The 23,238-nt window shown below is 44.3% G+C and carries 22 protein-coding genes; 12 read left to right on the top strand and 10 right to left on the bottom strand.

All coding sequences use genetic code 11. The annotated features are described in order from the left end of the window. Together AC1DVB_RS17435 and AC1DVB_RS17430 are read right to left on the bottom strand one after the other, a co-directional pair. A partial coding sequence (locus tag AC1DVB_RS17435; RefSeq protein ID WP_477590191.1) for an amidohydrolase family protein occupies positions 1 to 1,445 on the bottom strand: 1,445 nt, incomplete at its 3' end. 65 nt (positions 1,446 to 1,510) lie between these two features. Continuing rightward, complete coding sequence (locus AC1DVB_RS17430; RefSeq protein ID WP_477590189.1) at positions 1,511 to 3,067, bottom strand: glutathione ABC transporter substrate-binding protein; 1,557 nt, start codon at positions 3,065 to 3,067, stop codon at positions 1,511 to 1,513. Between the two features lie 210 nt (positions 3,068 to 3,277). On the opposite strand from AC1DVB_RS17430, the gene nikC reads away from it, so the two are divergent. The 7 genes from nikC to AC1DVB_RS17395 all read left to right on the top strand — a co-directional run bounded on the left by nikC (position 3,278) and on the right by AC1DVB_RS17395 (position 10,013). Beyond that, positions 3,278 to 4,180 carry a nickel transporter permease gene (gene nikC / locus AC1DVB_RS17425; protein WP_057278352.1) on the top strand — a complete coding sequence of 301 codons (903 nt, stop codon included), beginning with the start codon at positions 3,278 to 3,280 and terminating at the stop codon, positions 4,178 to 4,180. An 11-nt stretch (positions 4,181 to 4,191) separates the two neighbouring features. After that, positions 4,192 to 5,112, top strand: coding sequence for a nickel ABC transporter permease (gene nikB, locus AC1DVB_RS17420; protein ID WP_034304259.1), 921 nt, complete (start codon positions 4,192 to 4,194; stop codon positions 5,110 to 5,112). A gap of 12 nt (positions 5,113 to 5,124) precedes the next feature. Then, on the top strand, positions 5,125 to 6,147 hold the full coding sequence (locus tag AC1DVB_RS17415) for an ABC transporter ATP-binding protein (protein ID WP_454861754.1): 1,023 nt from the start codon (positions 5,125 to 5,127) through the stop codon (positions 6,145 to 6,147). Next, a complete protein-coding gene (locus AC1DVB_RS17410; protein WP_063590112.1) occupies positions 6,147 to 7,136 on the top strand; it encodes an ABC transporter ATP-binding protein in 990 nt (329 codons plus the stop codon). The genes AC1DVB_RS17415 and AC1DVB_RS17410 overlap by 1 nt, the downstream gene beginning before the upstream one ends. Positions 7,137 to 7,224: 88 nt before the next feature. Further along, complete coding sequence (locus AC1DVB_RS17405) at positions 7,225 to 7,989, top strand: sensor histidine kinase (RefSeq protein ID WP_034304264.1); 765 nt, start codon at positions 7,225 to 7,227, stop codon at positions 7,987 to 7,989. Then, a complete protein-coding gene (locus AC1DVB_RS17400) occupies positions 7,986 to 8,684 on the top strand; it encodes a response regulator transcription factor (RefSeq protein WP_057278356.1) in 699 nt (232 codons plus the stop codon). The genes AC1DVB_RS17405 and AC1DVB_RS17400 overlap by 4 nt, the downstream gene beginning before the upstream one ends. Before the next feature lie 3 nt (positions 8,685 to 8,687). Beyond that, entirely contained in the window at positions 8,688 to 10,013 is a 1,326-nt protein-coding gene (locus tag AC1DVB_RS17395) for a sodium:solute symporter family transporter (protein WP_477590185.1), read from the top strand. Positions 10,014 to 10,072: 59 nt separating this feature from the next. Here the strand turns inward: AC1DVB_RS17395 and AC1DVB_RS17390 are convergent, their stop codons facing one another. Next, the gene (locus AC1DVB_RS17390) at positions 10,073 to 10,660 is read right to left on the bottom strand and encodes an NAD(P)H-dependent oxidoreductase (protein WP_095679058.1); all 588 of its coding nucleotides are present in this window, start codon (positions 10,658 to 10,660) and stop codon (positions 10,073 to 10,075) included. A 120-nt stretch (positions 10,661 to 10,780) separates the two neighbouring features. Between AC1DVB_RS17390 and AC1DVB_RS17385 the strand changes: the two genes are divergently transcribed. Beyond that, positions 10,781 to 11,209, top strand: a complete 429-nt coding sequence (locus AC1DVB_RS17385) for a MarR family winged helix-turn-helix transcriptional regulator (RefSeq protein WP_230136959.1) — start codon at positions 10,781 to 10,783, stop codon at positions 11,207 to 11,209. Between the two features lie 91 nt (positions 11,210 to 11,300). On the opposite strand, the gene AC1DVB_RS17380 is transcribed toward AC1DVB_RS17385, so the two are convergent. Beyond that, positions 11,301 to 12,758, bottom strand: coding sequence for a protein adenylyltransferase SelO (locus AC1DVB_RS17380; RefSeq protein ID WP_477590182.1), 1,458 nt, complete (start codon positions 12,756 to 12,758; stop codon positions 11,301 to 11,303). A gap of 1,015 nt (positions 12,759 to 13,773) precedes the next feature. Between AC1DVB_RS17380 and AC1DVB_RS17375 the strand changes: the two genes are divergently transcribed. Continuing rightward, a complete protein-coding gene (locus AC1DVB_RS17375; protein WP_328118129.1) occupies positions 13,774 to 14,472 on the top strand; it encodes an FHA domain-containing protein in 699 nt (232 codons plus the stop codon). 96 nt (positions 14,473 to 14,568) lie between these two features. Here AC1DVB_RS17375 and AC1DVB_RS17370 read toward each other — a convergent pair whose 3' ends face one another. Beyond that, positions 14,569 to 16,371, bottom strand: coding sequence for a hypothetical protein (locus AC1DVB_RS17370; protein WP_477590180.1), 1,803 nt, complete (start codon positions 16,369 to 16,371; stop codon positions 14,569 to 14,571). 190 nt (positions 16,372 to 16,561) lie between these two features. On the opposite strand from AC1DVB_RS17370, the gene AC1DVB_RS17365 reads away from it, so the two are divergent. Beyond that, on the top strand, positions 16,562 to 17,950 hold the full coding sequence (locus AC1DVB_RS17365; protein WP_477590178.1) for a hypothetical protein: 1,389 nt from the start codon (positions 16,562 to 16,564) through the stop codon (positions 17,948 to 17,950). A gap of 357 nt (positions 17,951 to 18,307) precedes the next feature. Here AC1DVB_RS17365 and AC1DVB_RS17360 read toward each other — a convergent pair whose 3' ends face one another. Together AC1DVB_RS17360 and AC1DVB_RS17355 are read right to left on the bottom strand one after the other, a co-directional pair. Further along, positions 18,308 to 19,273 carry a quinone oxidoreductase family protein gene (locus AC1DVB_RS17360; protein WP_477590176.1) on the bottom strand — a complete coding sequence of 322 codons (966 nt, stop codon included), beginning with the start codon at positions 19,271 to 19,273 and terminating at the stop codon, positions 18,308 to 18,310. 120 nt (positions 19,274 to 19,393) lie between these two features. Beyond that, positions 19,394 to 19,540 (bottom strand): hypothetical protein, encoded by a 147-nt coding sequence (locus tag AC1DVB_RS17355; RefSeq protein ID WP_100298038.1) that lies wholly within the window; start codon positions 19,538 to 19,540, stop codon positions 19,394 to 19,396. Between the two features lie 156 nt (positions 19,541 to 19,696). On the opposite strand from AC1DVB_RS17355, the gene AC1DVB_RS17350 reads away from it, so the two are divergent. Next, positions 19,697 to 20,221: a GNAT family N-acetyltransferase gene (locus tag AC1DVB_RS17350; RefSeq protein WP_477590174.1), complete on the top strand. Its 525-nt coding sequence runs from the start codon at positions 19,697 to 19,699 to the stop codon at positions 20,219 to 20,221. Between the two features lie 234 nt (positions 20,222 to 20,455). Here the strand turns inward: AC1DVB_RS17350 and AC1DVB_RS17345 are convergent, their stop codons facing one another. Next, on the bottom strand, positions 20,456 to 21,286 hold the full coding sequence (locus AC1DVB_RS17345; protein WP_095679064.1) for an STAS domain-containing protein: 831 nt from the start codon (positions 21,284 to 21,286) through the stop codon (positions 20,456 to 20,458). A gap of 118 nt (positions 21,287 to 21,404) precedes the next feature. After that, positions 21,405 to 21,836 carry an Lrp/AsnC family transcriptional regulator gene (locus tag AC1DVB_RS17340; protein ID WP_034304284.1) on the bottom strand — a complete coding sequence of 144 codons (432 nt, stop codon included), beginning with the start codon at positions 21,834 to 21,836 and terminating at the stop codon, positions 21,405 to 21,407. Positions 21,837 to 21,985: 149 nt separating this feature from the next. On the opposite strand from AC1DVB_RS17340, the gene AC1DVB_RS17335 reads away from it, so the two are divergent. Next, the gene (locus tag AC1DVB_RS17335) at positions 21,986 to 22,570 is read left to right on the top strand and encodes a DJ-1/PfpI family protein (protein WP_477590172.1); all 585 of its coding nucleotides are present in this window, start codon (positions 21,986 to 21,988) and stop codon (positions 22,568 to 22,570) included. Between the two features lie 553 nt (positions 22,571 to 23,123). On the opposite strand, the gene AC1DVB_RS17330 is transcribed toward AC1DVB_RS17335, so the two are convergent. Then, positions 23,124 to 23,238 (bottom strand): IS3 family transposase (locus AC1DVB_RS17330; protein WP_477576969.1); only part of this gene is annotated, 115 nt, incomplete at its 5' end.

Here is a 23,238-nt window from a genome sequence, read left to right as displayed (position 1 = left end):
GCCCTGGCATGGCCCCAGAAATATTTAGTCGGCTGCATATACTTTTCGAGCCCTGCACGCTTTATCGTTGAAAAGGCCTCCTCATTCGCTTCATCAAGCACTGTACTTTCATGGACCGTCCGTACATTCCTGCCTTCCATGATCAATTTCCCATCCACGATGACATGCTCCACATCATTCGCCACAGCTTGAAATACAAGCCGGTGAACATGCATGAATTCAGGGGTCAGGTGAGGCTGATGAAGATTGACCGTAATGACATCCGCTTTTTTCCCGATCTCGAGGGAGCCTATTTCATCATCCCAGCCAATGCATTTCGCAGCATCTATCGTGATCATTTCCAACAGCTTGCCTGGCGGTAAATAATAGTAGTCCCTAAGGGCGGCCTGGTGAACGAACTGTGTTTTCCTCATTGCCTGGAACATATCGAAACTTGTCGAAGGGGACGTCCCATCCGTGGAGATTGCCACAGTTGCACCCATCTCCAATAATTCAGTTATCGGGGTACGGGCATGAACCTGGCCAAATCCAGGTGATGCACTGACGTTGGTACCTGTTTCTGCCAGTATTCTTGCTTCATCGAAGGAAATGCCCCGACAGTGCTGTAAATGGACATCCGGACCCAATAGGGCATTTTCCTTATCCTGTACCGCTAAATGGATCATCCCGCCAAAGGCATCTGAGTGAATGCGTGTGTTATATTTCCTGGCAATCTCCCTTATTTTCTTCGCTTGATACAGGTCATGGTCGGTCAGCCCATAAAGCCTGTCAGGAGATGTCGGATTGGAGGGATCCACCGATGTAACGATGACAAATGGTGTAATGAAGGCTCTCGTACGGTCCTCATTTGCATGGTTCAGCGCCTCGATTACCACTTCCGCCCCCTGTAATACCTCTTCATAGGTAACTTCCTTTACCACTCTCTTTCCATCGATCCATCGGCTGAATAAATGGGGCCATGGAGGATTGCAAGGACCCGTGCATACCACTTCCCTGATTCCCGTTTCGGCGTATGCTTTTGCATGATTGATGGCGAAAATCGGTTCATCGGACCGCGGCATGGATCCTAACACGCTCACCCCAGTCGTCACGCCAGCCTTCAATCTCTCAAGGGCGGATAGCTTTCCTTCGTAATACCAAAACTCATCTGTAACAAAATGCTTGTACGTATTCGTCATGATCGGCATCCAAAAATCAATATTCTCCATGGCAATCGTTTTGAACATGGAATGTCCCCCATGCCCATGAACATCTATCAATCCGGGCAATATGCACTGATGGCTGCAATCGATGACTTTTACTGCCTCATACTTCGATTTCAGTTTTTCGGTCGCATCTACAGCTAAAATCCTTCCTTGATGTATGGCGACGGCGCCATCTTGCAGAATTCTCCTGTTTTGATCCATGGTAATGACGGTCCCATGGATTAGCAGTAAATCTATCATACTTTCCCTCCTAATTGAGAAGACAGCATAACATCCTTATGCTGTCTTCCTTTTGTGATGAATTCCTACTTCACGGTTACGTCATCAAGCATTAAATAATTTGCCGGATTCAGCCAAAGTCCTTTAACTGTCCCGCCATATACGGCCAAGTGTTCATAGTTACGGATAGGAACATATGGAACTTCTTCTCTTTCAATTGCCTGTGCCTTCGAATATAGTTCCTTACGTTTATCGCCATCCGATTCTTTACGTGCATTTTCAATCAATTTATCCACTTCCGGATTGCTATAGAATGAACTATTTCCCGCAGCACCTTGGGATTTACTATTGAAAAGGTTGAATTGATTATAATCTCCATCCCCGGTAGCATTGCCCCAGCCGCCTATCGATACCTGGTGCTCGCCCTTGGCTGTCRCATCAATGTAAGCCCCATACTCAAGGACTTGAATCTTGACCTTAATTCCAATTCCTTTTAACTGGGATTGAATCACCTCGGCCATATTGATCCTTTCCTTACGGTCACTCGTCGTCAGGGTAAACTCCAAACCATCCTTGACTCCCGCTTCAGTCAAGAGCTTCTTCGATTCATTAATATCATAGTCATAGCCTTTTATATCCGGATCGTAACCAAACACCTTTGGGCTCATTGTTGAATTTGCCCTCGTGCCAACGTCGTTATAAACCCCTTTGATGATGGAATCGACCTCGATGGCATGAGCGACCGCCTTACGGACCCTTACATCATCAAATGGCTTTTTCTTAACATTGAAGCTTAAGTATTCAACGGCAAGTCCCTCTGTGCGATATAAATCCATCGTGCCCGACGCTTCGATCCTATCAATCTCCGTCACTGGCACTTGATCGGTCACATGCGCTTCACCCGTTTCAATCATCGCAATCCTCKTGGCATCTTCAGGGACCACCTTGAATACCACCCCATCAATCTTAGGCTTATCCCCCCAATAGTCCTTGTTTTTCGAAAGGGCGATTTCTTCACCAGGCTTCCACGATTTAAAAACGAATGGACCTGTCCCAACGGGGTTTTGCCCGAGTTTGTCACTATTTTCCTTAATCGCTTTAGGGCTGATGATGCTTCCTTCATTACTCACTAAAATCGATAACAGCGGAGCATAAGGATATTTCAGCTTGAATTGTACGGTCGTTTCGTCAATCACTTTAATTTCCTTGATCATTTCCAATTTACCAGCCTGCGGAGAAGCTGTTGCCGGATCCAGTATCCTGTCGAAATTGGTTTTCACCGCTTCGGCATTGAATGGAGCTCCATCATGGAATTTGACTCCCTCCTGCAATTTAAACTCCCAAGTGACATCATCCAATTGTTTCCACTCCTTTGCGAGCAGCGGTTTAGGATCCATGTTCTTGTCAGGAACGAMCAATGTTTGATAAACCTTTTCATAAACGACGTTTGCAGATGGAATGTCTGTTATGAAATGGGGGTCAAGTGTGGTCGCGTCAGATAAGCGCGCGACGATCAGCGTACCTCCTTCTTTCGCTTTTTCTACTGTTTCCTTACTGCCGGTTTCTTCTGTTGCACACCCTGATAAAACGGATGAGATGCCTAATAAAGAAGCAAAAAGCAACCCAATCATACCTTTTCTCATTCTATTTCCTCCCTTTTTAACCTGCCTTTGTTTCTCCAAGTAACTTACAGCTATGAGTACATCGGGCTTACTGTAAATTATAAAAAAAAACCGAATTTTATATTTTCAGAATCTTTACTCTTTTTTTAATTATCTTTACTGCTTTTCCGCATCATATTTACTTCAATCCTTTTTTTGAATAAATTGAATGAAAGAAAAGGAGGAAATCCAATGAAGCCAGAGGTCGTCATCAATAATACCGAATTGAATGTAAAAGAAAGAAAATCTCCGAAACTAAGACACTGGAAAGCCTTTTATAAAAAATTCAAGCGAAATAAATTGGCATTGGTAGGCGGGTACATCGTACTTTTTTATATTTTATTGGCTATCTTTGCCCCTTTGATCTCACCGCAGGATCCCTATGAAATTGATTTGGTCAACAAACTCCAGACTCCATCAGCCGAACATTGGATGGGTACGGATGATAAGGGAAGGGATATTTTAAGCAGATTGTTATATGGAACACGGCTTTCATTAACGGTTGGGTTTGTATCTGTTTTCTTCGGGGCGTTCATTGGCATACTCCTCGGGTTAACAGCTGGTTATTACGGAAAATGGATCGATACCGTCATTATGAGGATTGTCGATGTTCTGCTGGCTTTCCCGGGAATACTGCTTGCTCTTGCCATCATTAGTGCCCTTGGTCCGAGCTTGATCAATGTTATGGTGGCGGTCGGCGTCTTTTCGATACCGATGTTTGCCCGGATTGTACGGGGTTCCACACTGTCAGTCAGGAAGCTGGAATATATCGATGCCATTCGTGCATTGGGAGCGACTGACTTCACGATCATATGTAAGCATATTTTTCCGAATATTCTATCTCCCGTCATCGTTCAAGCCACATTACGTCTGGCAACGGCCATTCTGTCGGCAGCCGGATTGTCATTCCTGGGACTGGGAGCCCAGCCGCCCTCACCAGAATGGGGCGCGATGCTGAGCAGCGGACGGGATTATTTGTTCAGTGCCCCCCACATCGCTTTGTTTCCGGGGATAGCGATATCAACACTGGTACTTGGTTTCAACATCTTCGGGGACGGACTTAGAGATGCCCTGGATCCAAGAATGAAAAAATAGGAGGAGAGAAAATGTTCGTATTCATTATCCGACGGGTACTTCAAACGATACCGGTTTTACTGGGTGTAAGTCTTGTTGTTTTCCTCATCATGCAAATGGTCCCGGGAGACCCGGCAACACTGCTTGCAGGTGAAGGAGCGACTAAAGAAACGATTGAATCACTGCGGCATGAGCTTGGCTTGGATCGTCCAATCCTCTATCAATATGTTGACTATGTCCTTCATGCCGTTCAAGGTGACTTTGGGGAATCACTCCGAAGCAGCCGCCCAGTTTTGGACGAAATCATGGTCCGCTTGCCCATCACCCTTGAACTGGCACTTGCCAGCATATTCATAACCGTTGTGCTTGGAATGATCGCAGGAATCATCTCGGCCACCAAGCAATACTCGGCAGCTGACATTTCCATCATGATCGTTGCTTTATTGGGAATCTCGTTACCTAGTTTTTGGCTGGGTCTCATGCTTATCTACTTCTTTTCCGTGAACCTTCATTTATTTCCGGTTTCAGGTTGGGGAACCTTCAGCCACATGATTCTCCCAGCCATAACCCTCGGGGCCGGCGGAGCGGCCATCGTTGCCAGGATGACCAGGTCGAGCATGCTTGAAGTCGTTCGCCAGGACTACATCCGGACCGCGAGAGCCAAAGGATTGAAAGAATATATCATCATTTATAAACACGGCCTGAAAAATGCGCTCATCCCCGTCATTACCGTCGTTGGCCTCCAGTTCGGTGCACTCCTTGGCGGCACGGTATTGACAGAGTCCGTTTTTGCCATCAATGGACTTGGGAGATTGATAGTCGATGCAATAAGAACGAGGGATTTGCCGATGGTCCAAGGCGGGGTCCTCATCGCTTCCGTTATCTTCGTATTCATGAATTTGGCAGTGGATGTCCTCTATCGATACTTTAACAAAAGAATAGACTTGAACTAAGGAGGTATGATGATGAAAGAGGTTGCTGATAAAATACTGGAGGTAAAAAATCTGCAGACCCACTTTTTCACTGATGAAGGAACGAGTAAAGCAGTAAATGGGATCAGTTTCTCCCTCAATAAAGGGGAAACGCTTGGAATCGTCGGGGAGTCGGGAAGCGGGAAAAGCATAACATCGCTCTCATTGTTAAGGCTCATTCCATCGCCACCCGGCAAGATTGCGGGCGGCAGCATCCTTTTTAAAGGGGAGGATCTGCTTACGAAGTCTGAAAAACAGATGCGGTCCATACGCGGGAATGAAATTTCGATGATTTTTCAGGAGCCGATGACGTCATTGAATCCCGTATATTCAGCGGGCGAGCAAATTGCGGAAGCGATCCGGCTCCATCAAAAGCTGGGAAAAAAGGAAGCATGGGATAAAGCCGTCGACATGCTTCGGCTCGTCGGGATCCCTTCACCTGAAAAGAGGGCAAAACAGGAGCCGCATGAGCTAAGCGGCGGAATGAGGCAAAGGGTCATGATCGCCATGGCACTTGCCTGCCACCCTGAGGTTTTAATAGCCGATGAACCTACAACAGCACTGGATGTGACGATCCAAGCCCAAATCCTCGAACTGATCAAGACGCTGCAAAAGGATTTCGGGACGGCTGTCATTTTGATTACACATGATTTGGGTGTCGTATACGAAACCTGTGATCGGGTCGCTGTCATGTACGCAGGGAAAATCGTTGAATACACCTTGGCCAAGGAAATATTCACGAACCCAAAACATCCTTACACCATTGGTTTATTGAACTCCCTTCCCCGTCTGGACATGGACCAGGAAGAACTGACCACAATTCCCGGGACCGTTCCAAGCCCTTACAACATGCCCAAGGGATGCAGCTTCGCTCCCCGCTGTGCACATGCGAAGAGCATTTGTGAACAAGCCGTACCGGATCTCCAGGCCATCGGCCCAAACACGGAGGTCAGCTGCTGGATGTTCACCCCCCAATGGGAGAAGGCATATGAAGCTCAAGAAAAGGTGGGGATTTAATGATGGGTGTACCAGCTGCAGAGAAAAAGGTTCTGCTTAAAGTGGATCAATTGAAGCAATATTTTCCGATCAAGGGTGGATTTTTCGGAAGGACCATCAATCATGTAAAAGCCGTTGATGACATTACCTTCGATATCAAACAGGGTGAAACCTTAAGCATCGTCGGCGAATCCGGCTGCGGGAAATCGACTACCGGAAGGGCCATCCTTCGATTGGATGAACCGACGAGCGGGAGCATTCACTTTCAGGATAGGGATTTACTGAGTTTAGGCAAAAAAGAAATGCGGCGTACCAGGAAGGATCTGCAGGTTATTTTTCAAGACCCCTTTGCCTCCCTCAACCCAAGACAGACGATCGGCAAAATTCTCGGGGAAGCTTTGGCGATCCAAAATGTAGTCCCTAAAGAAAACCGGAAGAGCCGGATTGAAGAATTATTGGGACATGTCGGGCTGAGACCTGAATCCATGGAAAGATACCCGCATGAATTCAGCGGCGGCCAGAGACAACGGATCGGGATTGCGCGGGCTCTGGCAGTGGATCCCAAATTGATCATATGTGACGAAGCTGTATCTGCACTGGATGTCTCCATTCAAGCGCAAGTGCTGAATTTATTAAAATCCTTGCAGCGCCAGTTCGACCTTACCTTTCTTTTCATTTCGCATGATTTAGGTGTGGTCAGACATATCTCGGATCGGGTGATGGTCATGTATCTCGGAAAAATAGTCGAAATAGCCGATAAAAAGTCCATTTTCGAACAGCCGCAGCATCCATATACAAGAGCATTGCTATCGGCCATCCCAGTACCGAATCCTGTACATGAAAGAGAACGGATCCTATTGACGGGTGATGTCCCGTCACCCATCGACCCGCCAAACGGCTGCCGCTTCCATACACGGTGCCCGTTTGTACAGGATATCTGCAAAACACAGCTGCCCGAACTGAAACGATCGGCACAAAACCATCAAGTGGCTTGTCACATTGTGTCATAAGCTGTAGATTTCCGGAGGGGTCTTTAGTATGATACTAATAAACAGAATCATTCAAGTTATTTAAAAATATAACAAGCAGAGGTTCTCCATGCTAAGTTACGAGGGATTCACGTTAATTATCATGCTCTTCATTTTAGCTCCCATCATGGGAGCTATCGCTCTTTTATTTCTATTCATATTCGAGAAAAGGATCGATCTTCTTGAAAATAAAAACAAGGAGATCCGCCTGGAGCAAGCACTGCAAGAAGCACAATATAATAAATTGAACCAGCAGATCCAGCCGCACTTTTTGTTTAATACACTGAATGTCATTCTGGGCTTGGCCCGCCTGAACAGGACGGCAGAATTGATACGGGCCTTAGAGGCTTTTTCGCAATTCCTGAAATTCAAGTATAAAGCATCGGAACCATTGATCCCCCTTTCCCAGGAAATCCAGTATACCCAGCATTATCTCGACATCCAGACCCTTCGCTTCGGTGATCGGCTCAAGATTGATATGGAGTGCCCGGAACCGTTATCAACCGCACTGGTCCCCCCCTTCATTCTCCAGACCTTGGTGGAGAATTCATTTAAACACGGGTTGGAAAAAAAAGTGGGTGAAGCCCTGCTGCATATCCGGTTCTATCTGGAATCGCAGATGGTGTATCTGGAAGTGGCGGATAATGGATTGATGGGAAATGAATCTTCCGTTACGGACGATGGCGGCCATGGCCTCGATAATATCCAAAAACGTTTATATTTGTATTTCAATGACCGTGCACAATTGCATATAGCTTCCAATGAATCGGGAACAAAGGTAGAGGTATCATGGCCGCTGGTTTTTGATAGGAAAATGGAGGAGGCGGAGGAATGAATGTATTATTAGTTGATGACGAACCATTGGTCCTTGAACAAATGGAATATATGATTCAGTCCATATACCCTTTTTGGAAATTTCACAAAGCTGCTGATGCCTGTCAGGCACTGACCCTCAACCAAAATCATAAAATCAACCTCGCTTTCCTGGATATTAATCTGCCGGGGCGATCGGGTCTTGAATTTGGTGAAGACCTAAGGGCGCTGAACAAAGAAGTCGAAATCATCATGGTGACCGCGCATCAAAGTTTCGATTATGCCCAGCAATCCATCAGGATAGGCGTGGTTGATTATTTAACGAAACCTGTAATAGAAAGTGATTTGCATAAAGTCCTTGCCAAGTATGACAAAAGGGAATCTTCCCATAACTATTCAACACTTATTCACCATTCGCTTTCATTCATTCATGAAAACTATGCCGAAAAACTCTCCCTTTCGGACATCGCCCGTGAAGTGCATACCAATCCGACTTATTTAAGCCGGAAATTCCATGAAGAAGTCGGCACTTCGTTTTCGGAATATTTAATGCACTATAGAATAAAGGCCGCAAAAAGGGCCTTGACCAATAACACCAGCTGGAGCATATCAGACGTCGCTGAAAAATCGGGTTTCAATAGCCAGCATTATTTCAGCACTTTATTCCGGAAGATAGAGGGAATCACGCCCAAGGAGTTCCGCGAGAAAGGAAAATGAACATTGCGATCACGTACATTTCAAGAATACGTACAAGGCCCCATTCAAATCGGGATGGGCTTGGGGATCATCTCCCTCCTGGCACGCTGGGTGACAGGCACCACAATATTATCCTCTCCTGAATCGATGGTGAAGTATGGAGTTTTCGGAGGGATCGGATACGCCCTGATGGGAGCGATCGCCCTGTTCATGTTCAGCTTCATCGGGAAGAGGGTCCGGCAGGATTTCCCCGAGGGCTTGACCATCGGGGACTATTTAAAAGCCCGGCTCCATCCCCTCGGATATTGGATATTGATCGTGATCCTGGTCATAACCAGCTTACACATTTTATTCATTCAGGGAATGGCCGCGTCTACCCTATGTCAGTTTCTTTTCGATACGCCCCTCTATGTCGGGCTGTTCTTTTTTTTCGCTTTCTGTGTCCTTTATGCTGGATTCGGCGGGTTAAAGCTCATTCATGGATTCGCCGCTTTTCAGGTCATATCCATGTTTGCCGCAGTTATCTTGATTCCTTTATACTTTTTCGTCAAGGAAGGGATTCAGCCTGTTTATGATGGGATTCGTTTATACCATCCATACATGCTCGTAATCAATAAGTATGATCTATGGAGTTTTCTTTTTGCAGGACTTCTTGTCGGGTTCGGCCAGTTTTTCTTTGACCTGACTTCGTGGCAGCGATTATTCATGATAGAAATGAAAAAGGTTCGATTGACATTCTCTTTATCCGGCCTTATATGGATCATATTCCCGCTCTCCTTTTCATCCCTGTTCATCATGGTAATCTTTACGGGCGGCTTCACTGATATACACTCGATTCTGGCTGGATTGGCAAATAAAATAACGACACCATTCTTTTTCATCCTTTTTGTGCTCTGCGCCATCAGTGCAATCACCTCAACATTCGGTGCCTGCCTGCATTCATTGGTAAGCCTGATCGTAGCCAATATTCTTGAACCATTACAAACAGAAAAAAGCGACCATCAAAAAATAAGGATGGCCTGCCTGCTTTCGATCTGTATTGGAGGATTGGTTTTCGTTGCCACACTCTTCTATTCCCCAAACCTATTGGAGCTCTTATTTTATTCAGGCAATATATATTCGGCATTGCTGGCTCCAATCCTGGTTATCGTATTCAGTAAAGGAAAAGTCGCTGATTACATACCGATAAGCGCGGTCCTGGCGATTGTGGCTTCATACATCATCCAGCCTCATGTAAGTGAATTCCAAAGCATATGGTTCAGTGGATTGGCTTCATTGACGATCCTAGTGATTTGTACGATCCTTACCCTCATCAAGAACAAATGGAGGATCGTGAAAACAAAGCCATGAATACAGCCACCCCCCATTCATTATGCATGAATGGGGTTCTTCTTTAATCCCGTAAAAACTTAGCTAGCCACCTTCCTGAAATACCGATAAACCTTTTCTAGCTTTTGCGTTTGTTTCCCCTTTGGGCTTTCCATATTACCGAATTCGAAAAACTTCACTTTCTTGATCCCGACAAAATTGAATAGTGCTCTTTTCATCAATATTTTATGCGCATCATTCAACCAGAGAAGCGGATACTTTGCAGGTCCCTTCATCGTGGACACACATACGACCGACTTTCCTTTCAGAAGGCCTTCCGGGAACAAGCCCTTTTTATCCCTGTAGGCAAAATTCGCAGAAAATAATTGATCGATGTATCCCATCAGCATGGCCGGTGGCCTCCCCCACCAGATCGGATAGACAAAGACAATCTTGTCGGCCCAAATAATTTGATTTCTATATTTTTCAAACTGAGGATCACGATGCATATCACGCCTTCGTTTATGCTCATTGAACTCCAAGAGCGGATTGAAGCCCTCTTCATATAAATCCAAGACCTGCAGCCCCTTTATGTTCGGGTTCTCCTTACTTCCCTTGACGACTTTTTCTAAAAAAGCATGGCTTAGGCTTTTATGATTTGGATATGTGTAGATGACCAGCAAGTTCATGACGTACCCCCTATTTACTTATCATTTGATAACAATCATATAACACCATCTTTTTTATTGTCAAATGATAATTGTATTTTGATAATATTTTTGATATCTTCTCAGTAAGAGGTGAAAGTTATGGACAAAAAAGCTCTTTTTGAAAAAATGGTCACATTTACAACTTCCGTACATCAAGTGACACACGAATTGACACAAAACGCCAAATCCGATTCCATCACGCCGGTACAATATAAAATTCTTGAATATATAACCGTCAGTCAGCCTGTCACACCAAGTGAAATCAGTGACTGTCATCATATCTCCATGCCTAACACGAGCCGTGAACTGAAAAAATTAAGCGAAAAGAATTTAATTGAAAAAATAAGTGATTCGGAAGATAGACGGAAACAATACATCCGCCTCTCCAAAGAAGGGGAAATGATGATGAACGAGGCTTTTGCAATCGTGGAATCCCGTTTTCAAAGCCGGCTGCAACATGCATCAAAGGAAGATTTAGCGGAGATTGACCATGCCCTGGACATTCTTCAAACAAAACTTTTTTACTGATGAATACAAAAAGGGCTCCTGCAATTGAAGTTGACGAAGAATCGACTTCAATCGCGGGAGCTCTTACATTATCTCCATGCATGTTTTATGATCAGGTACCGCAAAAAGTCCGGTAAGGTTTTGTTGACTCAGGCAGTGCGGCGTATTCTGCTTGTTTTTCGCAGTGTGCATAAGGATTTGCAAGAACATCCAACAGCCGTTCCATCACACTGTAGTCCTCTTGTTCCACTGCCGCCTCCAACGCCTCTTCCACCCGGTGGTTCCGCGGAATCACTGCAGGATTGCTGTTCTGCATCAACTGATTCGAAGACTCTTTCGATTCCTTCTGCCTCCCTAGCCTCGCCTGCCAAAGCTCCTGCCACTGAGCGAATTCCGGTGTCCCGAAAAGGACCGTATCCTCCATTTTATCAAAGGTCAGAGCACGAAAAGTATTGGTATAGTCGGCACCATGCTTCTTCATCATACTGAGGATGCCATTAACAAGGGCCTCATCCTGAGTCTCTTCGTTGAATATCCCCAGTTTCGCCCTCATTCCCGCTAACCAATTGGAGTGATACAGATCATTAAAAACGGAAATCTTATCTTGGGCCAGTGTAACGGCCTGATCCTCGTCATCATGCAACAGCGGCAATAGGGATTCAGCGAACCGTGCAAGATTCCAACCCCCAATTACCGGCTGGTTACCATAGGCATAGCGGCCTTGCCTATCAATTGAACTGAATACGGTTGCAGGGTCATAGGCATCCATGAAGGCGCAAGGGCCATAATCGATGGTTTCCCCGCTGATCGTCATGTTGTCGGTGTTCATCACTCCATGAATGAAGCCGACCAGCTGCCATTGGGCAATGAGCTCAGCCTGACGCTTGACCACTTCCTGCAGCAGCGAAAGATAACGGCTTTCATCTGCTTCAATGTCTGGAAAATGACGCTCAATGGCATAATCGGCAAGTGTCCGCAGTTCCTCGATCGTGCCCCATTTTGCAGCGAATTGAAAAGTTCCGACACGAAGATGACTCGAAGCCACACGGGTCATGATGGCACCAGGCAGCCCTGTTTCACGAATCACCGTTTCACCGGTCGTCACCACTGCCAGACTTCGGGTGGTAGGAATGCCGAGCCCGTGCATCGCCTCGCTGATGATGTATTCGCGCAGCATCGGTCCAAGTGCAGCCCGGCCATCGCCCCCGCGGGAATATGGCGTTCTTCCTGGACCCTTCAGCTGGATATCGACCCTCCCGCCTTCTGGCAACACCTGCTCGCCAAGCAATATCGCCCGGCCGTCCCCTAACATGTTAAAATGACCGAATTGATGCCCAGCATATGCTTGGGCAAGAGGCGAAGCACCTTGCGGGATCTCGTTTCCGGCAAACACCGCCACACCATCTTCGCTATGCAGCGACTTCACGTCCAAACCAAGAGAATCCGCCAAACCCTCATTGAGAATGATCAACTCCGGTGAACGTACAGGAGTCGGGTTCGTGCTCGTGAAAAACTTTTCCGGTAGACGTGCATAGCTATTGTCTAAATTCCATCCTGTTTCATTAGTCATGGTTTCTCCTTTTCTTATTTTGACTTTTTTATAAAAGATATTTCGCTCAAGATTCAGTTAAAACACGCGATAAAACTAAGTTGCAGTCCATTTTTTAATGTCTGCTTCTAACAATTAATTATACCTTTTTTGCATAAAAATGGCTCTTTTAAAGTCGTGTTAAATCCATTACGTCCCGGGATTTCATAAACCGATTGCGGTTCCTTAGAATGAAAAAAAGCAGGTACCCTTAATGGGTTCCTGCTTCAGACTGTAGACAAACCCGATGAAAATCATTCCACTCCAAGCACTCGCTTTACTCCTGCGGGGCCTTCCCTCGACGCGCTTATCCCGCAGAAGTCTCGCGCCTTCCGTTCCAATCAATTTTGTTCCATTTGCCTATAAACTCAAGTACGCACCCTTTAGGTTCCTGCTTCTTTTCCTAAGATGCCAATAGTTACAATTCCATTATGAAACATTATGTATCAAACAAGCCTGCCATTGATTCGGCAGGCTTGTTTCTTCTCTTCTTATTCGTTCCATCCTCCACCCATTCAAGGATATGCTTAATTCAGTAAAGTCAGGCTGATAAAGGCAATGCCAAATATACAGTACAGAATGAGGGTAAAGGGCTGGGGAAAAATAATATATACGATCATACTGATGATCATCAGCAGGATGCTGAAGGCATTTATCCTATCTCTCCACATACTCACCTTTGGTCAACTCCTTTTCCACAAGCGTAAGGTACATTTTTCATCGCAAACTTCTTCCGGTGCTGCCTGGCCGGCTTTGAGGAACCACTTCTCCCACAGTCAAAGCGAACATCAGCAAAAATAGAGTTTCTTCTTCATCCTTCGTTCCTCTTTGTTATAATGGCTGTGTGCCTAATTTGATTTTTTTCATTTTTCGTTAGTAAGTAAGCGACTGATAATTTATAATTATAAAATTGAACCCACTAAACAGCCATGTAGCCAAAATGATAAATTCATGAAAATAATTTAAATTTTCAGATTTTTTAAGGGGTATGAAGTGAATGATCTATAAAACTTTCAAGGTTGTATTGAGGACCATGCACAAAGGCCAAACCGAGGAATTCGCCTATGTATATGAAGGGAAAAGCCTGCTGATCGGCCGGGCAAGCCAGCACTCCAAAGCTGATTTCAGGCTTTACAATGACTTTGTTTCCAGGGAACATTGCCGGATTTATATGGAGGAAGGGCAGCTCCTCATTGAGGATTTGGCAAGTAAACACGGCACCTCCGTGAACCAGATGCCGCTCGTACCGGGCAATCCCTGCCACATTGAACCGGGGGATTCGATTACGTTGGTCAATGGATTGATTGAATTCATAATCTCCATCGACAACGATTTAACAATGGATTTCACACCGGTGATCCCCGCCGAATTCCTGCAAACCGTCGCTATCAATGAGCACCTTCAAACCGTGATCATCAATGAAGAAGCACCCATTAAAATGCCGACCAAGGAATTCAATTGCTTTAAGCTGCTATATGAAAATTTGGACAATCTTATTTCAAAGGAAGAAATTGTCCAGCAAGTCTGGCCAGAGCGGGTCGGAGATCCCGAGCAAATTGTGACGGCAGAGGAAATCGCTTCACTGCTGTACCGCGTGCGGAAACGGTTAAATGGGCACTTTGCAATAAAGGCCGTCATTCAAAAGGGATATTATATGGAATCCATCCATTCATTCAATTTATCGGACTTATCATGACAATCATTCGAAAACATGAAAAAAGCATTGTGGATAACAATGCTTTTTTTCATGCTTATATTGGATATGGAAAGTGTATATGTCCACGGTCCATTATCATTTCTTTGGCAAATCCAGATTAGTGAATTCATCGACTGGAACGATGTCTTCTTCCATACCCATCACCTTCAGCACAACCCGGTCTCCTACATTCGTCAACACAACATCAGATAGCGCATTGACACCTGGGTCCACCGAGAACCTCTTGGCATTGCCTTCGACGATTAAATGGAATACGTATCCATTCGAGAGATTGGCATCATTGATCCTCATTACTTTCCCCTTTATTTCTTTCATCTCAAATCCTTTTTGAGGCGTCACACCGCTTACTTTCCCTAAAGAGGCAATCAGTTTTTTATAATTGCGGAAAGCTTCGTCTTTCGTTTTCCCAAAGACCACTTGGGGATTATCGCTATTGGCATAAACGATCGCCACACCTTGGAACTTGCTGCCCTTTGTAACCGGAATCACATATGTGGGAGCACCGTAGATCGTATAGAAAATTCCATTAGTGGCTTTCCAACCTGGATATTTGGACAAAAACTCACTCGCATTGGCGTTGGATTTTGCTTCCTTTCCGGTCAGAACGGACGTGACGCCTTTGTAGTACGTCATTTCACCGGTTTTGGCATTGAAAACACCATAACCTACAAGGGTTTTGGAGTTTCCATTTGACTTAGCCCGGGTAAAGTCCACTACATAAATCAATTCGCCTTTTTCGTTAAACGTAACCTGCATATTATCCTCATTAGGAATCAGGACATCTTTCTTCGGCCCAATCAGGGACTGGTTTTTCCAACCGTGAACATATTTTCCCCAGTAAGTCCAATATTCCAGGGCTGTTTCCAATGTGAATGTCCGATCTACCAATTTAGGTTCTTTTCCTTTTGGATAGTATTTCGTGTCCCCCGTTTCCGGATTCACCAATACCACCCCGTCCACCACGGGACCGCTGCGGTATTTCAAATAATGTCCGACTGAAGCTACGAAGAAGGGCTTTCCATCTTCATTCGGTTCCAAATATGAATCATGGATGATTTTATTCGGATATGCCTTGCGGATGGTCCTTTCCAAATCATGATCAAGGTACTGTGATGGAGCATACAGCATCTTCCCTTTGACAGTACTTGCCCCTTTATCCGTCGATACGGCGGAAATCAGATTATAACCTGGCGTGTATTCCGCTTTCCCGGCTTTTAAAAACCCGTCCATTTCAATGGGTGATGTATAAGCCAATTCATCATTGATATTGGTCAGACGGTATTCGCCTTCAGTGAAATATGATGCATTTTCTATTTTATTAATCGCCGCATCGCCTTTTGCGTCAGCCATTTTCACTGTAACGAGCGGCATGGTTTTTATATCTTGAACTTCTTCCAGCTCTTTTTTCTTATCGACCTTCGCCAATCCATGCAGATCTGCGGCAAAAGTGAGCGGGTAGAACAGCATGATGATCCATGCGGCAATCAACACGACACCCATCAAACTGTTGAAGTGTACGTTCCAAGGTGTTTTTGGCTGCTTTGCCGCTTCATTTCCCCTCCGATTCCGTCGCGTGCTTGAAGATTCAGTGGCCCTGTACATATACATGCTTGAATCGATGATCAGAATGAGCCCGAGAATAATGGCAAAACACGAAAAGAATGCAGCGGCAGTAAGATCCAGCAGCATGATATCGATAACGAAAAACAATATCGCAGCAGAAACTAAAAGTCTCAGCACTTGTTCTATGAAAAAAGGTATATCTTTTTTGGTGATGGCGTTCGTCCATCTCTGCGGAATCAAGGAAAGTCCCAATATGGCAAATGGTATTTTCATTAAAATTCCTTTTAAGATGAAACCGAGTAGTGAAAGTATCATGGTTTGAAAAATCTCTCCTTGTCATGTATGTTCCTATTTACCCATTTTACCACTTTTGTGCAACTAATTTACTATTTTTTAAATCTAGCGAAATTACGTCAAAACTATTTGCTCCACCGATGCTACTTTTTCCGATTCAATGTTTATATAGACTCTAGAAAAGAATCGATGCCAAAGGGGGCGAAGCCTTATGATTTATGAAGAAACATACCGATACCTATTAAGAAATGTATCCTCCACTGAATTCGATACGTGTTTGTACGCCTTGCTCCACAGTGATTGGGATGGGGTCATTCAGAGCCCGCTTCATATGATGGCCCGGGGAGTCGGAACGACAGAAAAGTACTTAAGGCAGATCATCCATAAATTCACCGCACCACAAGGATCACTAAAAAAAGTGTTTGTGCCTGTTCATCTAGGTGAAGATGTTTTGTACAAGTTTAACCTTGGTCCTGCAAGTAATCTTGGCTATAACAGGAAGACGGACCGTTATTGCAAAAAGTACCGTTTCTTTTATAGTGCTGCTTTCAAAGCCCTAACGATTCATGGAAAAAGGCTGCTGCTTATGGGTGCCTTCCGAATGTCCGTTTTGAAGTCTGAAGAAGTACTGTTCGATTATCATGAAATCGTTCCTGATTCCCGCTCGCCATTCACAAGGCAGCGCTTATTGGATGCAGTCGCTGCAATCCATGACGCTTTAGGCCATATCGTAAAGATTTCTTTTGCGAGCAGGGCTTTTTCAAAAAAAGAAGTTCTGGTATTCACCTTTACCGAAGGCGTCTTGGAGGAGTATAAGGAAAATAGGGCGGAACGGACATTGTTGCGGAGAACGATTTTTAACTCTGGCTACCTTGGGCATATCAATGATTCTGTATGCAGGGAATTGGAACGGGTCGGCAAATATATTTTCCGTTCATTTCTGCAAGAAGCGACGAACATCTCCCATGATATCCAAAAGGAACTGCAGAAGTTAGCCCGTTTCATCTATTCTCATTCCCTTAAGAAATTTGGCCAGGCTCTACCTGCCAATAAGCAGTTGCTTCTTGCCCCAAAACAAGCCTCTGCTTATTTAAGCAAAATCATGTACAATGAAGCATTGGAACAGATGGTCAAGTATGCCCACCAGGCAGAATCCATCAAAAGCCTGCTTGAACGCGACCATTTTCATAGAAACATCTCAGAGAAAGCTCTCCGCCGGGAAGTGAATGATTTGGAAATGGATGAACATATCGAGCCCATTCTCCGTAAATACCATCAAGCGGACTTCATCCGCCATGTGCTGAACGACTGGTGCGAAACATGGCTCATTTCCCGTGTAAAGACAGTGACCGATGAATTCCGGGCGGAAGGAAAAGGGAAAAATACCGAAGATAAACAGGTCGCGGCCGAATATATGGCCCGCATTAGAAACGATACATATGGCCAGTTGGACAGGCTTCTGACCTTGCTTCTCCAATTCGGCAATCATGCAGTGGCCCCGGACGTCCGGAACTTCCCTCTCACAAAGAAAAAGGAAACCCTCCAATCCTATTTCGCGATCCAAAAGGAGCGTCTCGATGTTCTCTCCATTTCGTCTTAAAATAATATGTTTTCCAAGAGAACGGATCCGTTCTCTTTTTTTTGCTTGTAACAAATGCCGACTGTGAATTGCAGAATGACGATTGTGGTTTGGTGATTGGCGCACTGTGGATTTCTCCTCTGAATTCGTGTATTGCATATGGCTTTTGTGGATAAGGGGACTTGGGAAGCAAGTTGTTTTGACGGCAGGCCATAACACTTGTAAGGGCAGGGGCATTTATTATGGAGTTATTCCAAGGGTCTAAGCATGGGTTTATATAAAGGAACTGAAAAAGGTTTTAATCATCAGTATGAATAAGGGGTTGAATCTCGGCAGACAAACAGGCCCCCATTTAGAATGGAAAGCCCTCATGATTTGTTATGGTATTAATAATAGTTTCCCCGAACTTTTCCTGCTTTCAAGAAGTCGATGTGCATCCGCCCCATTTTCCAACGAAAAAAGAGTCGGTTCTTTTATGTGGATTTCCCCTGACAGAATCCATTGGAACAGCTCTGCTGTTCTTCTTGTCCGTTCTTCATGGGTAGTCAGGACGTTCCAAAGGTCTCCGCCAATTAATGCCTTGGATGTATCCATTAACATTCTGGGATCGATTTTCTCTGGATCACCGCCTGCCATCCCAAAGAATACAACAGTTCCTCCAGTCTTGGTCGCACGGAAACTATCCATCAAGGTTTGGCCCACTGATTCATAAACGACATCAACGCCTTTACCGCCGGTAACAGCCTTAATGGACTCCACCCAGTCCGATCCGTAAAGGAAAACATGATCCGCACCCATTTGTTTGGCAACAGCCGCTTTATCATTTGATGAGGTCAACCCAATGACCTGACCGCCCTTCATCCTGATCATCTGTGTCAGTAATTGACCGACTCCGCCTGCAGCGGCATGGACCAGAATGGTTTCCCCTTCTTTAACTCGATGGCTGTCATGCGTTAAATATTGGGCAGTCAATCCTTGAAGTAAAACGGAAGCGGCCGTTTCAAAGGTAATGCCCTCAGGCAGAGGCAACAGCTTATCAGCTGGAACTGAAACCAGCTCCGCGTTGGCATGGGGAACATCAGCGAACCCGACACGGTCTCCTGCTTTCACATGATGGACATCTTCCCCGGCATATTCGATGACCCCTGCCCCTTCATACCCTAGAATGAAGGGGGGATCACCCACCAAATGATAATTCCCTTTCCTTCTATATACATCAGCAAAATTCAACCCAATTGCTTTCATTCGAACGATCACGGCTGATTTTGAACGTTCAGGTTCTGCAATTTCCCTTACGGACAGAACTTCCGGCCCGCCGAAATCATCAAAGACAAGTGCTTTCATCATCCTAACTCCCTTCAATGTATCTTCATTCTTTAAGATATAGGATGGACCCTTTGATGGCAAGAAAACAAACAAATGACCGCCCTGCCCATTAAAGGCAGGAGCGGTCACTACGTTTACTCAATCTGTATTGGAACCAGGACCGTTCTTTCGTTTATTCGCAGAATATTCCTTACCGTGTGCTTCATGTTCTGCAATGATATCCGCTTTCGGTATATGGTTATTCTTTTTTGGTGAAGCGATGCGGTTGCGATGTTTTTTTCCCATGATCTATCTCCCCTTCATCCAATGTTTTTTTAATTGAACTAATGTTAGCTTGTCCGATTACCACCGAAAATACCGGTAAAATAAGCACTTCATAATAAAGGAAAAACCTTTATGGGGACCGAATAGATAGAAAACAGATTTATGAGGAGGGGAAAAATGTTTCCTGTATTGAACACGGAAAGGTTACGCTTACGGGAAATTCGTGAAAGTGATGCGGAATCTCTTTTCCAATGCTTATCAAAAGATGAAGTCACCCGCTATTATGGCCAGGATTCATTGGAAAATGTCGAACAGGCCAAGGATATTGTAGCAGCCTTTGCGAAAAACTATCATGAAAAACGAGCCGTTCGATGGGGAATTGAAAGAAAAGATACACAGGAATTGATTGGTACCATCGGTTTTCATGCCCACAGTCCCAAATACAGACGGGCCGAAATCGGTTATGAAATCCATCCAGCGCATTGGCGCAAAGGATTTGCGTCAGAAGCGCTTAAGGAAGCTATCGCCTACGGTTTCAACGACCTTGATTTAACCCGTATCGGCGCGGTCGTTTTTCTGGAAAATCAACCATCAAGTGAGCTCTTGCTTAAGCTGGGTTTCATCCAGGAAGGAATATTAAGGAGTTATATGTACCAAAACGGGATCCCTCATGATACATATGTCTATTCCTTGCTGAAGTGAAACCAACTTCTTTGGAAGGTTGCACCTGAAGAAATTCGCGACACTCCTGCCTATAATAGTCAGTCGGCGGAAAGGATGCGAATTTCCGGTACCAAGATTCGGTTCTGTCCGGAGCATCCTTCCCCCATTCCATTTACTTATTTTGGTAGAATAAAATCACAAATAATCTTCCTTAATATCCCAAATTACCTACAAAAAAAAGTCACCAAAACATGGCGACTCCCACTTCACGATTTAGGTGACTACAAGATAGTCCTTCAAGGCCTGCTGCAGCGTACCCTTTGTTTCTGCTTTATTATCGAGCTGAATCCCTGAACGGATCATTTTCGTAACAACCTCTGGGCGTAATCCAGTCACCACAGCTTTACACCCCATCATTGCCGTTCCATCGAGGATTTTCATCAAATCAGTGATCATTTCAACTTCGATTTCGATGATACCGGACAAATCCAAGATCAAGGTTTGTATCCGCAGTTTACCTATCTCCATCAATACCTTTTCTTCGATTATCTGTATCCGTGAATAGTCGATTGTCCCAATTAACGGAAGGACACAGGTGGTGGAAGTGATGGGAATGATCGGGACGGATAGATTTTCCACCAAGTTTTGCTGAGCGAGAATCAATTTGTCTTTGTAATCGGAGTAACTGACGAAAAAGGATTTAAGAAATTCATCAACCTTTTCATTCACTATTTTTTCTAAATCAAAAAAGACCTTGGAATCCTCAATAAACGCTTTCTTTTCTTGTTCGAACTTATAAAGAAAGGTCCAAAGCGTTCTGCGGAGGGCCTGAATCCATTCCAGCTTGAATGAAAGCGTCAAGGAGTGGGTTGCCCACGTAACTCCCTCTTGTTCGGCAAAGGCAATCAAATCCGTTTCATTCTGCTCCACTATATAACGGACGAGCTTATGTGCATTATTCAAAAGGTCGACATTTCCAATCAGAAGGATTTCTTCGATTTTATCCCTGACATTGACCGCTGCTGATAAAAGATATTCTTCAAACTCACTTTTATTCTGCAAAAGGAATTCCATTATTTTATCTTCATCATAAACAAAACTCACTCTTCTCCACTCCCTTTTTGAACATCCAACTGTGATTTTTGTTACTATTTACTTTCTATATGTGTGGAGTTTTTTCCTGCTAATCGCTCATATATTAAAGAGAAGGTGTTGAAGCTGGTTAAATCTCCTCTCCTGAAAAAACATTTTTCGATGCGGAAGAAAAAATCAGATGGGTGGAAGATTTCCCGTATTTAATGGCTTCATCGACGAAGTCTTCCAGCGTTTCCATCGAATATGTACTTATTTTGATAAGATAACTGTATTGACCGGCTAACCGGTGGCATTCCAGAACTTCTGGATGGCTCAAGCTAAATTGATAAAAATCTTTGCATCTATCCGTTTCGAATAATATGAATGCCGTAATGCTCCTATCAAGTTTTTCAAGTGATATTTCCGTTTTATACCCCTTTATCACTCCGCTTTCCTCTAATTTATTCACACGTTCTTTCGTTGCTGGTGCCGTTAAGGACACTTCTTGCGCCAGTTCCTTCATGGACATGCGCCCATTATTCTCCAGCAAGGAAAGTATTTTTTTATCCGTTCGATCCATCTCAATCGCCCCCACTTTTTATAATTAACAGAATCCTTTCAAATACATTATAAAATAAAAAGAAATGTGATGAATACGTAATTAATCACATGTATAAAGGGATTTGCTTTTTATATAATTAATTCAAATATAAATAAGGGGGAACTGTTATGAAAAAAGTATTGATGCTGCTATCCAATGGATTCGAAGCGGTTGAAGCAAGTGTGTTTACAGATGTATTGGGGTGGAATAAATTAGAGGGCGATGGCACCACTGACCTGGTTACGGTGGGACTTCACGAACGATTGAAATGCACCTGGAATTTTATCGTGCAGCCCGAACTGACCCTCGATCGAGTGAACCTTGATGACTACGATGCTCTGGCCATTCCAGGAGGCTTTGAAGAAGCCGGTTTCTATGAGGATGCCTATGATCAGAGGTTTCTTGATGTAATCAAACATTTTCATAATAAAAACAAAATCATCGCAACCATTTGTGTAGGTTCCCTCCCACTAGGAAAAAGCGGGATATTGAATGGAAGAAAAGCCACAACATACAATCACCCAACCAGTAAGAGACAGGGGCAGCTAAAAGATTTTGGGGCGATTGTCTTGAACGAACCGATTGTCGTCACGGACAATATCATTACATCCTACAATCCATCCACAGCATTCGATGTTGCCTTTACGCTCTTGGAAATGCTCACTTCACAAGATAATTGTGAACATGTGAAGGAATTGATGGGCTTCCATTAAGAAGATCTTCGAAACCTACACGATTTGGGTGTTGATTTCCGCTTCAGGCACCCGCTTATCCGCGGGCGGTCTGGGAGTCGCACTTTGTTACAAAATACAGATGGAAATCATACTTGGAGTCGAAGGTAATACTTTAGGTCAGTTGGTTCAGGAACATTATTTAAATACGTTTTCCGAACTCTTTCTCCTACAGTCTTTTTAGAAGGATGAAAACTTGAAACATGGAAGATATCAAAGCAATTATGAAGTACAACGGACCGTGAAAGTAGCGGCAAAAAGAGGTACGGAATAAATTCCAAACCATGATTTTAAAAGAAACTTTTGGTTATGTTTTTAACTATTTTATACGGATGAAACCCTTAAAAGAATGAAGAAAATTGCGAYACTCCTGCCGARTWACTGGCTAGCCGAGACCTCGCAGCCGCTTGCGGTGAGGAGGCTTGGCAGACAGTCGGCGGAAAGGGAGCGGATTTCTGAAATCAACTGGATCTTTTTTTCACAAAAAAAAACTGCAGGCAAACTTGAACTGACCCAATAAAGTTAGACATATAATTTAAGCAGCTTCTAAGACCTGAGTTCGGTATTCTATCGGACTCAGGTCTTTTAATTTTACCTTCATTCGTTTGTGGTTATAGTAATGTATATAATCATCTAATTCCTTTTCAAAG

It is taken from the genome of Peribacillus sp. P4_D6, from assembly GCF_056401795.1.
The sequence above is the reverse complement of the archived record's forward strand: the minus strand, read 5'-3'. Positions and strand labels throughout refer to the sequence as shown.